Consider the following 11,750-nt stretch of genomic DNA (forward strand, 5'->3'; position numbering starts at 1 on the left):
TAAACCGTTAATGGACCAACACCCCAACCTCAGCCGCCGACGTCCAGTGCTCGTTTTCATTCACCGACGAAAGTGCCACCAGTTTGATGAATTTTGCGGTCTGAGGAGCCGGAAAAGCCACCTCCTGTTTCACCGGATTGTTTTTGATGTTGGCAAACGAGCGGTTTTCCAACACCGGTTTCCAGTCGGTTCCGTTTTCGCTTACGTAAAAACTATACTGGTAAATCGTCCCGCCCGACTGGCCATCCTGCCGGGGAGTGTAGGTAAATCCTTTCAGGGTCAGGCTTTCGCCCAGATTGACGACCAACTCGTGCGGATGTTTCCTGCCGCCCTCCTGCCGGGCGGTTTGCCAGACGGTGCCGGGGTTCGAATCAATCGCCCGGCTGGCGGAATTCCGGCTACTTTCATCACCGACAACCGACCAGTTGGCGGGCGCCAGGTCGAACGAGGCCGGGATGGTTTCCGAGGATTCCGCACCGTTTTTAATGAACGCTTTGGCTTTGATCGTACCGCCTTTGGCATAGTTGAACGGCGCAGAATACCGCGTTGATGCCAGCGTTGGCTCCGTTCCATCGGTCGTATACCGAATAACCGGATCTGCAACTTCCGACGTGATCGTCACCAAACCCTGTTTGCTCCGGGCAATCTCGGGATTCGACAACAACTCCGGTGCTTTGTAAATACCGACCGACGAGAGCACCGGGCAGGCATTGGCATCGAGAATCGTCACCCGCACTTTGGCGGTTTTCAGCGTCGGAAAAACCAGAATCCGTTTGTAGCCAATGGTCGTTTGCTGATCGATGGTTTCGAACCGGTTGCCGTTCCAGGCTTCCACTTTGAACGATTTGACACGTTGCCCCAGCGGAATGTATTCCTGCAACACCACGCGGTTGATTTCGGTCGGTTTTCCCAGGTCAACCACAAACGAAGCCTGCCGAACGGCATCATCCGTCGTCCAGTAGGTATCGTAGTTGCCATCCAGCAAATTACCAGCCGCAAAATGATGATCCTTTCCCCGGACTGTCGAAGCCGTTGCGGTTTTGCCCAGGGCCAGATTCGTTTTGAAAGAAGCATCGACAGTTTTGCGGAATTCCATCAACCGCGTCGAGTCGTTGGGATGAATCAGGCCTTCGCGCGAAACCGGTACATTCAACAGCAAATTGCCGTTGCGGCCTACTGACGAGTAATAAATCTTCATCAGGTGTGTCAGGGTTTTGACCCGGTCATCGGTGTCGGGGCTGTAAAACCAGCCCGGCCGAATCGACACGTCGACTTCCGCCGGAATCCAGTACTTCCCGTTTTCATTGCCGGTATTCAAGACCTGCGTGGAGGGCGCGGCATTACCCATGCCAAAACCGTCCGTATTCAGCGTCGACCAGTTGGTTTCTCCGGCAATACCGGATTCGTTCCCCATCCACCGGCAACCCGGACCTATATCACTGAAAATGATGGCTTTCGGCTGGTGCTTGAACACCACGCCCCGGAACAGATCCCAGTCGTATTCCTGGCGTTTTCCATTCGGCCCCTCGCCATTGGCCCCATCGAACCACTGTTCAAACACGTCGCCATAGCTGCTCAACACCTCATCGAGCGTGTTGGCAAAAATCTGGTTATACTCCGGTGTGCCATAGGCGGGGTGGTTGCGGTCCCAGGGCGAGAGGTAGACGCCAAATTTCAACCCGTATTCCTTGCAGGCATTCGACAACTCACGCAGGACATCGCCTTGTCCATTTTTCCAGGCACTCTCGCGCACCGTGTGTTTGCTGAATTTACTCGGCCAGAGGCAAAAACCGTCGTGGTGTTTGGCCGTGATGATGATGGCTTTCATACCAGCCGCCTTGGCAGTTTTGGCCCACTGGCGGGCATCCAGGCGCGACGGATTGAAGACTTTCGGATCTTCGTCGCCGTGGCCCCATTCCTTGTTGGTAAACGTGTTCGGACCAAAATGGATGAACATGTAATATTCCATTTGCTGCCACTGCACCTGCTGGGGGGTCGGCAGGGCACCGTAGGGCGCGGGGGGGGCAGTCTTTTGCGCGTTGACGCTTAACGTACTGAGTAATCCTAAATAAAGAAATTTTTTCATTGATAAGAGATTGACATCATGCCATCCGGTCAGCGCTCTGGAATCCTGACCGCAGTGGCAAATCTGGTTACTTGTTTTCAAATACTCATGGAGCTTTTGACCGATCCAATACGCCTGAAAGGATGGTAAAAGTAGTTCGGTTTTTGTCAATTGATTACTCAGGTGGCGGGTTTTTTCAATGAGGCATATTGGATCGTAAACGCCATTGTGGTCAGGGTCTTCACCCACTGAGCGGGTTACATTCAGTTATTTGACTAATTTTACCAAAAAATACCTAAATAATATAAGAAATACCTGCGAACCGGGAACACGGTCGTGTTGTTGAAGAAGCAGGAGTTTTCATGTATGATTCATTCGCTTTCGTTAACCCTCGAACCCGATATTGCCCTGGATGATGCGGCTTTCGAGCGGGAAGTCTATAACCGATTATTGATTCCGTCGGATCTGCTGACCGGAGCGGAACCCGAACGTCCTGTTGTCCGAAAACTGCGCCAGTCCATCGACGCCCGATCCCGGCAAATTAAAGTTCATATCGACGCCGAAGTGTACATTGGCGAAAAACCGCACCCCCTGATTGCCTACCAACGCACCTATCCGAACGTCAGCAATGCCCGGCAGGTGGTGGTGGTTGGTGCCGGACCGGCGGGGCTTTTTGCGGCACTGCGGCTGGTCGAACTGGGCATCAAACCGGTGGTGCTGGAACGCGGCAGCGATGTCAGAACCCGTCGGCGCGACCTGGCGGCCATCAACAAAGAGCACGTTGTCAATCCCGAATCCAATTACTGCTTTGGCGAAGGGGGTGCCGGAACCTATTCCGATGGCAAACTCTATACCCGCTCCAAAAAACGGGGCGATGTTCGCCGGATCCTCGAAATTCTCGTCGCCCACGGTGCCACGGAACAGATTCTGGTCGATGCCCATCCGCACATTGGTACCAACAAACTGCCCGATGTGGTGATGGCGCTGCGGCAAAGCATTCTCGATGCGGGGGGCGAAATCCGTTTCGATACCCGCATGGTCGATTTGCTGGTTGAACAAAATGAAATCAAGGGCGTTGTTACTCACCGGGGCGAAGAATTAACCGGACTGGGGGTCATTCTGGCCACCGGTCACTCGGCGCGTGACGTGTTTGCGCTCTTGCAGCAGAAAGGCATCACCATCGAAAGCAAACCGTTTGCGATGGGCGTCCGGATCGAGCACCAGCAGTCGTTCATCGACCAGGTACAGTACCACCGCCCGAATCGGGGGGATTACCTGCCGGCAGCATCGTACAGTCTGGTCACGCAAACACGTCACAAGGGCATCGAGCGGGGTGTGTTTTCGTTCTGTATGTGTCCGGGTGGCTTCATTGTGCCAGCCGCCACCGCGCCGGGCGAACTGGTGGTCAATGGCATGTCGCCCTCGCGCCGGGATTCAAAATTCGCGAATTCGGGCCTGGTGGTGGCCATCCACGAAAACGATTTGAAAAAATACCGGGACTACGGCCCGCTGGCCGGTTTGCAATACCAGAAAGAACTCGAACAACGCGCCTGTCAGTTGGCCGGGGGCGATCAAACCGCACCGGCCCAGCGGGTTTCGGATTTCGTCAATGGGCGGGTTTCCGGCAGCCTGTTGCCAACGTCCTATCAACCCGGCCTGAAACCGGCCGATATGAGTTCGGTGCTGCCGGAAGCCATTGCAGCTCCTCTGAAAGCCGGTTTGAAACAGTTTGGCCTGTCGATGCGCGGCTATGTGACGAACGAAGCCCAGCTCATTGGGGTGGAAAGCCGGACGTCGTCGCCCGTCCGGATTCCGCGGCTGGCCGATACGCTCGAACACGTGCAGATCCGGCGGCTGTATCCCTGTAGTGAAGGTGCCGGGTATGCGGGCGGCATTGTGTCGGCGGCTATGGACGGTGAAAAATGTGCTGAACAACTGATTAAACGCTATGGTTGATCCTTCGTTTCATAGCTTCGCCAGTGCCCTGCGGGAACGACTGGCCGAACCGCTGCCCGGCCCGGATGCCCACCTGAAAATGGCAGCCCGGTCGCGTTTGCGAATGGCAATGCAACCGAACGAACGGACCCGCCGGAGTGCCGTCCTGATTGTCTTTTATCCCTACCAGAATTCGATTTTTTTACCCCTGATTCTGCGACCCCAATACGATGGTGTTCATGCCGGCCAAATGGCCTTTCCGGGTGGTCGCATGGAGCGCACCGACGAAAGTCTGATCCGGACGGCCCTGCGGGAAGCTCAGGAAGAAGTCGGCATTCGGGTAACGGATGTTAAGGTGTTGGGCAAACTGACCGAGATCTACATTCCTCCCAGTAATTTTTACGTACAGCCCGTGGTGGGCATCCTTCCCTACCGCCCGGATTTCTACCCCGACCCGCGCGAAGTCGAACACGTAGTCGAGGTATCGTTAGATGAACTGATGGACGAAAGCATCATTGGCGAAAACGGTATTGAAATCAAAGGCACCCTCATCGACGCCCCTTTTTACCAGATTCAGGGTTTCAAAGTGTGGGGCGCAACCGCCATGATGATCAGCGAATTGCTGACGGTGATTCATTCCGTTCCGAAGTAAATTAGTGAAATCAGCTCTGGGATTCTATTTGGAAATTATTATATTTGTGATACAAGTATCATATACCAAGGATCGCAAAATGAATACGACCGAAACCTTTGCAAATCCGGAAACGGTGCCTTTTTAGGCCTGACTGCAAAACCGGCATCTCTTTTGTTCTTTTTTGCCCGGCGACGTAAAGATACGTCACGAAAACGACCTAAATCCCGCATTTTGCTTCAATCTGGCCTGTTTTCTTGAAAACTATTGTATCTTTATGAAGCTATCGACGGAGCCATTCCACCCGCCGACCCAATCAAAACGATAGCATTTACCATTGATTTTTATCCGTATCCATTCGAATGAGCGAAATTCTGGACCCAACTGATTTACCGGAAGATCAAAATGAAAACACCCTCCACCAGCAAACCGTGGTGTCGGGCCTCTACGAAAACTGGTTTTTAGAGTACGCATCCTACGTAATTCTGGAGCGGGCCGTTCCGGCCGTTGAAGACGGTCTGAAACCGGTACAACGCCGGATTCTACACGCCCTGAAAGAAATGGACGATGGGCGCTTCAACAAAGTGGCCAACGTCATCGGCCAGACCATGCAGTATCACCCCCACGGTGATGCCTCGATCGGTGATGCGCTGACCACCATCGGCCAGAAAAATCTGGTGTTCGACACACAGGGCAACTGGGGCGACATCCGGACCGGCGACGGGGCTGCGGCACCCCGCTACATCGAAGTCCGGCTCTCGAAATTCGGCAACGACGTTATATTCAATCCGCAAACCACTGAATGGCAATTGTCGTACGATGGCCGGAAAAAAGAACCGGTGACCCTGCCCGTTAAATTCCCGCTGCTGCTGGCGATGGGCGTAGAAGGGATTGCCGTGGGTCTTTCGACCAAAATTCTGCCCCATAACTTCATTGAACTGGTTGAAGCGTCGATCAACATCCTGAAAGACAAACCGGTCACTTTATACCCTGATTTTTTAACCGGCGGTTACATCGACGTCAGCAATTACAACGACGGTGGCCGTGGTGGAAAAGCCCGCATCCGGGCAAAAATTGAGGAATTTGACAAGAAAACGCTGATCATCCGCGAAATACCGTTCGGCACCACGACGACGTCGATCAAGGATTCGATCATCAAAGCCAACGACGACGGGAAAATCAAGATCAAGAAAGTGGAAGATCTGACGTCGAAAGATGTCGAAATTCACGTTCACCTGGCCCCCGGCGTTTCTCCCGATATCACCATCGACGCGCTCTATGCCTTCACCGAGTGTGAGGTGTCGGCTTCGCCCAATGCCTGCGTCATTATCAAGGACAAACCGCACTTTGTGACAGTGACCGACATTCTGCGGATCAACACGCACCAGACGGTCGACTTGCTGGAACGGGAGTTGCAAATCCGGCGGGCAGAGTTGCTGGAGAAACTGCTGTACAGTTCCCTCGAAAAGATTTTTATCGAAAACCGGATTTACCGCAAAATCGAAGAGTGCGAAACGTTCGAGGCCGTACTGGAAACGATCGACAAAGGGCTGAAACCGTTCAAGAAACAATTTTACCGCGAAATTACGCAGGACGACCTGTTGCGTCTGACCGAAATCCGGATCAAGCGGATTTCAAAATACGACGGTTTCAAAGCCGAGGAATTGATGCGGAGACTGGAGCAGGAACTGGCGGAAGTGGACGACAACCTGGCGAACCTGACCCGCTACGCCATCAACTATTACCGGGATCTGCTGAAAAAATACGGCAAAGGCCGCGAGCGGAAAACCGAAATCCGGGCCTTCAACACCATCTCGGCCAATGTTGTGGCGGCTGCCAATGCCAAACTGTACGTCGACCGCGAAGGCGGTTTTGTCGGTTCCGGTTTGAAAAAGGATGAGTTTGTCTCCGATTGTTCCGACATTGACGACATCATCGTTTTCCGACGCGACGGCAAATGTCTGGTGACCAAAATTCAGGATAAAACCTTCGTCGGCAAAGACATCATTTACTGCGCAGTTTTCAAAAAGAATGACGAGCGCAAGGTCTACAACCTGCTGTACCTCGACGGAAAATCAGGGATTACGATGGCCAAACGGTTCAGCGTCACGGCCGTGACGCGCGACCGGGAATATGACCTGACGATGGGCAATCCGAAGTCGAAAGTGCTGTGGTTTACGGCCAACGACAACGGTGAAGCGGAAGTAGTAACCATCAACCTGACAGCGCAGAGTACGGCCAAAATCAAGCAGTTCGACTACAATTTTGCGGAAGTCGGGATCAAAAACCGCTCTGCGCAGGGAAATATCCTCACGAAATATCCGGTGCGAAAGGTGAGCCTGAAATCGGGCGGGGTTTCTACCCTAGGGGGCGTCGACATCTGGTATGACGAACACCTCGGTCGGTTGAACCGCGACGAGCGCGGAAAATATTTAGGGAATTTCGACAACGGTATGAGCATTTTGGTGGTCTATAAAGATGGGCAGTATGAACTGACCAATTATAACCTGACCAACCGCTACGAACCGTCCGAAATTGCGGTTCTGGAAAAGTTCGACAGCGAGCGAATTCTGTCGGCCATCTATTACGAAGTCAACCAGAAATCGCATTATGTAAAGCGGTTTAAGGTTGAAACCACAACGCAGGACAAGAAATTCAGCTTCATTGGCGACACAAAAGGCTCGAAACTGATGGCGGTTACGGCCGACCGGTTTCCCCGCTTCGAAATTGCCCACCAGTTGAAAGACAAGGGGCCACTCGAAAAAATGGTGCTGGAGCCTGAAGGCTTCATCGACGTGCGGGGTTGGAAGGCTTTGGGGGCGAAATTGCCATTTGCCAAGGTGAAAGAAGTGAAATTGCTCCCTCCACGGCGCAATAATGAGCGGGATATAGCGGAAAATACCGCGATAACACCTAACTTAATCGTCGTGGAAGCGGAAACGGACGAACCGATGGACGAAACAACCGAAACGGAAGACAACGGAACCGAGCCATCCGCCAAACAATTAGGCTTGTTTTCATGATATGAATCCAATGTCGTACACGACTGACCGGGAATCCGGCAATTACAAAGGAGTCAGACCCCGGGTTCGGGTGTCACGGATGAAGCGTCTTGTCAAGGGTAGTATCACCCTGGCATTTGCGGGCGTGACCATCGTGCTCCTTTGTAATTTCTGGGTGGTCTACAGCACCCGGAGTCAGGTCTATTTCGACATGGATTCCCTGCCTTCCAACGAAGTCGGTCTGGTGCTGGGAACCAGCAAGTCCGTGAAAAGTGGAAACGAAAATCTGTTTTTCCGCTATCGGATGGAAGCCACTGCCCGGCTCTGGAAAGTGGGCAAAATCAAACACATCATCCTGAGCGGCAACAACGACTCGGAATACTACAACGAGCCCTCCGACATGAAAAAAGCCCTGCTGCGGATGGGCATCCCGGAGGCCGACATGACCCTCGATTACGCCGGTTACCGCACCTTTGATTCGGTGGTACGCTGCAAGCAGGTGTTCAATCAGGACAAGATCACGATCATCTCCCAGAATTTTCACAACGCCCGCGCCCTCTACATTGGCAACCACCAGGGCATCGATGCCATTGCCTTTGCCGCCCAGGACATTCCCGGCGGTTATTCGTTCCGCACCCTGATCCGCGAATACCTGGCCCGCCCCCTGGCCGTTCTGGATGTATACATCGTGCATCCACAACCCCAAATGGAGAATATAGAGATTCGATAGCCGATTCAATTTCTCTGGAATACTGCTAAAAACCGCGAGTTATGCGCTCAATCCCACCGGCTATTCATTTCAAATAGGCGATTGCTGAATGCTGCTTTACCTTTGAAGTGCTTTCCAATACGCACACCAAACATGAAATTCGTCTATTTGATCCTGTCGGTTCTGGGCTTCAGTTTCCTGCTCTCCTGCAAAAAATCCGGCTATGAAACGAAGAATGGAACCGTCTACTATAAAGGCAATAAGGTCAACCTGGAAGACCTCGACTCGTTTGAGGAATTGAACTCCGTTTTTGCCCGGGATGCCGTGGCAGCCTATTACCGGGGAAGTTATATCGAAGCCCACGGGGCCAGTTTTGAAGCACTGGACGAACATTATGCCAAAGATCAATCCACGGTTTATTACTGCGATAATTTCCTGGATGGCCAAACCTATTTCACCTCCCGGAAAAATAGCATCAAACGATTATCGAAAGCTGATGCGGCTTCTTTCGAACTGTTATCGAATGGTTATGCCAAAGATAAACTACATGCGTATTCGAATGGCGTGCTGTTTCCGGTACTCGACATTGCTTCTCTCCAGCCCCTTGACTACAGCTTCTGCAAGGATAAAATAACCGGCTATTACGCCCTCACCATGATTCCGAACAGTGACGGACCTTCGTTTGAAGTCGTTGGAAATGGCTTTGCCAAAGACCGAAACCAGGTTTTTTATTGCTGGATCAATTCCGCCGATCCGAAGGTCCGCAACCTGCCGGTAGCGCAGGTCATTCCCGGAGCAAACCCCGAAACGTTTGTGGTTTTGGATCTTGCGTATTCCAAGGATAAAAACCGGGTGTACTACAAAAATAAACCACTAAACGGCGCTGACCCGCTCACTACCCGGCTGGTTGAACCGAACCACCTTGATTATGTTGCAGATACAACGCAGGTATTTTATCAGAATAAGCTAATTTCCGGAGCCGATGTAGTCACTTTTGAGCTGCTGAATGACTTTTATGCCCGGGACCACAAAACCGTGTTTTACCAGGATAAACCGCTAAAAAACAGCGACCGGGCCACCTTCACCGTCCTGGAATCGGGTTATGCAAAAGACAACGAGCACGTTTATTTCGACGGAAAAGAGGTAAAAGGAGCCGATTCGGCCAGCTTTAAACTGGTTGAAAATGTGTATAACCAGGATGCGGCTGATGCCAAACACACGTACCATTTGGGCAAAATTAAAATGCCGGGCGAAGATGATTTATGAGTTGGACTCTTTCGCTACTTTTTTCTTTTTATAACCCAACTTAACCTTGTACGTTACGCCAATTACCGCCCCGCTGCTTTCTTCCGATCCGCTCAATGCGGCATCTTTAAAAACCGTTACATCCAGACTCTGCGTTTTGGTTAAATCGGCACTTACACCCGCTTTATAGCGGATTTGATCAAATTCAACGCCGACCAAATAAAATAAATCAGCGGAGATAAAAGGGGTCAATCGGGACGGATTTTTATACGATAATTCGACTTTATTTCGCAAATAACTCCCGGCCGCCACCAGCCCTTCAACATCGTCTTTAAACTGGTTCTGGTACCGAAGCCGGTAATCCAGTTTTAGGTTTCCCCAGATTTTATGATCGTACGTAATCTGTCCGTAATACCGGTGGTAAGGACGGTAGTAGTACGCATCGGTTTCCTTGTTCCACTTCCGGCGACCCGTATAGCGGTAAAAACCGCTGATTTCCCAGGATTTATTGAGCTTGTAGGAAAGCCCCGCTTCGCCCAGGAACGCCCGGGTGACCGATACATTTTCGCTAAAACGAAGCTGCGTGCTGACTTGCAGGGCAAACTTCTTCGTGAATTTTTTCTCCACATTCACCCCCGACCAGAGCCCCAAACCGGTGCTTTGTGACCAGCCGATTACGGGCAACACAACCAACCAGACGATCAGCCCGGCCTGAAGTCGGTTAGCGAAGTAGCGAAGCGGCTGCTTTATGAACAGATTCGAGTTTTGCATCGTCCTGGTAATAATAGATGGTGATTTGAGCGGAATCTTTGAGAAAGTCAATACCCTGAATATCAACCCGGTGAATGTCCAACCCCGTCCGGTTCTCCAGGTCCAGCAGCAGATCCGGTCGCCGTCCCGGCACGATCAGATCCACGCGATCGTAGAAGACGGTTTTGCTGAATTCGCGCCGAAAAAGCCAGTTTCCCTCCAGCAGTTGTACACAAAGCAGAATTAATCCATTGATGATCGCCAGTTGATACCCACTTCCCTGGCTGACCGCCGAAATCAGACCAACCGCAATCACCACGAACAGGTATGTCATGTCTTTGGCCGAAAGCCCTTCGGTTCGGTAGCGGAGCATCGAAAAAACCGCAAACAACCCAAAAGCCGCCCCAATCGACATCTGAACCTGATTCAGCAGAAAAGTGATCAGGAAAATGATGAGGTTGAACGTAAAAAAAGTCAGGAACAGATCGGTTTTTCGGTAAATGCGGTAATAGACCAGCCGGATCAGGACAACAACCGTAAACAAATCGAGGCCCAATCGGGTGAAAACGCCATCCGGCAGGTTGGCAAATCCCGAACTGTCAGGCGTAGAGAGGTGTTGCAACAGGAGCGTCATCGGCAATGAGTTTGTGTAATTGTTTTAGTTTCGGTTTGAAAAGATTTTGCTTCAGGGTGTGGTCGAGGCTGATCAGGCCGAGGCAGTATTTGCTCAGCGAGCCTTCCCGCATCCGGTATTGTTTCATCAGTTTCAGAAACTCCGACGCTTTCAGCGCATCCTGTTTCAGTTCGGCAATCACGACCTGCGGATACCCCCGCTGCTGCGTTCCATTCCGAAAACAGACGTCCAGATCAATCGTCAGGCGCTCGGCCGTCGTCTGGCTGACGAGCGTCAGGCGCGTATAATTCACCCATAAAACCGGTCTCAGATGGGCGGTTTCATACCCCGTATATTGCATCAGAAAAGCCGTACTGGCATCGTCGAAACCCATGCCGGGGCGGCTGGCGGTCGGAATGCGGGTTTTGATGGTCCGTCCCTTGTTGTTTTTCAATTTGACTTCCGTAAAGGTGAGGTTCGACTGCACGTAATGCCGTTGCCGGATCTTGTAGCGGTTGAGCCGCCGGGTGCGGTGGTCGTGGTAAAACCGCAACTCATCGGTGTCGAAATACAGCGTCTCGTAGGTGCAAAGCCGGTTGCCATCGATCTCCAGCCAGGCATAATGCGGCTGCAACGCCGTTAGCAACTCGGGCAACTGGTGCAGGGGCAGCATGAATTTGGTATCCGTGCGGTTCATCAGCCGGACACCCTCCATGTCGGCCAGGGCAATGGGTGCAAACGAACTCGCCTGGGCTTCGATTTCCCGGACATCGACTTGAAAAGGGGTTCGCATGGACACG

9 protein-coding genes are annotated in these 11,750 nt (G+C 52.1%); 5 read left to right on the forward strand and 4 right to left on the reverse strand.

Translation table 11 applies throughout. From position 1 onward, the window contains the following. Positions 1-7: 7 nt before the first annotated feature. Positions 8-2,086: an alpha-L-fucosidase gene (locus FH871_RS24810; RefSeq protein WP_138994121.1), complete on the reverse strand. Its 2,079-nt coding sequence runs from the start codon at positions 2,084-2,086 to the stop codon at positions 8-10. Positions 2,087-2,431: 345 nt separating this feature from the next. Between FH871_RS24810 and FH871_RS24815 the strand changes: the two genes are divergently transcribed. The 5 genes from FH871_RS24815 (at position 2,432) to FH871_RS24835 (ending at position 9,608) form a co-directional block, all read left to right on the forward strand. Then, positions 2,432-4,021 carry an NAD(P)/FAD-dependent oxidoreductase gene (locus FH871_RS24815; RefSeq protein WP_138994122.1) on the forward strand — a complete coding sequence of 530 codons (1,590 nt, stop codon included), beginning with the start codon at positions 2,432-2,434 and terminating at the stop codon, positions 4,019-4,021. Then, positions 4,014-4,652: a CoA pyrophosphatase gene (locus FH871_RS24820; protein ID WP_114409576.1), complete on the forward strand. Its 639-nt coding sequence runs from the start codon at positions 4,014-4,016 to the stop codon at positions 4,650-4,652. The genes FH871_RS24815 and FH871_RS24820 overlap by 8 nt, the downstream gene beginning before the upstream one ends. Positions 4,653-4,993: 341 nt before the next feature. Continuing rightward, on the forward strand, positions 4,994-7,654 hold the full coding sequence (locus FH871_RS24825) for a DNA gyrase/topoisomerase IV subunit A (RefSeq protein ID WP_138994123.1): 2,661 nt from the start codon (positions 4,994-4,996) through the stop codon (positions 7,652-7,654). 10 nt (positions 7,655-7,664) lie between these two features. Next, positions 7,665-8,363 carry a vancomycin high temperature exclusion protein gene (locus tag FH871_RS24830; protein WP_229317551.1) on the forward strand — a complete coding sequence of 233 codons (699 nt, stop codon included), beginning with the start codon at positions 7,665-7,667 and terminating at the stop codon, positions 8,361-8,363. A 132-nt stretch (positions 8,364-8,495) separates the two neighbouring features. Beyond that, complete coding sequence (locus FH871_RS24835; RefSeq protein WP_138994124.1) at positions 8,496-9,608, forward strand: DKNYY domain-containing protein; 1,113 nt, start codon at positions 8,496-8,498, stop codon at positions 9,606-9,608. Here FH871_RS24835 and FH871_RS24840 read toward each other — a convergent pair. From FH871_RS24840 to FH871_RS24850, 3 genes are read right to left on the reverse strand one after another with little or no spacing between them, the layout of a single operon-like run. Then, positions 9,603-10,358, reverse strand: coding sequence for a DUF2490 domain-containing protein (locus FH871_RS24840; protein WP_229317552.1), 756 nt, complete (start codon positions 10,356-10,358; stop codon positions 9,603-9,605). The two genes, FH871_RS24835 and FH871_RS24840, sit on opposite strands and share 6 nt — an antisense overlap. Next, positions 10,309-10,971 carry a DUF4956 domain-containing protein gene (locus FH871_RS24845; RefSeq protein ID WP_138994125.1) on the reverse strand — a complete coding sequence of 221 codons (663 nt, stop codon included), beginning with the start codon at positions 10,969-10,971 and terminating at the stop codon, positions 10,309-10,311. The genes FH871_RS24840 and FH871_RS24845 overlap by 50 nt, the downstream gene beginning before the upstream one ends. Then, complete coding sequence (locus FH871_RS24850; protein WP_138994126.1) at positions 10,937-11,743, reverse strand: polyphosphate polymerase domain-containing protein; 807 nt, start codon at positions 11,741-11,743, stop codon at positions 10,937-10,939. Before FH871_RS24850 ends, FH871_RS24845 begins: the two co-directional genes overlap by 35 nt. Positions 11,744-11,750 lie beyond the last annotated feature (7 nt).

This window comes from Larkinella sp. C7, assembly GCF_006149005.1.
GTDB lineage: Bacteria > Bacteroidota > Bacteroidia > Cytophagales > Spirosomataceae > Larkinella.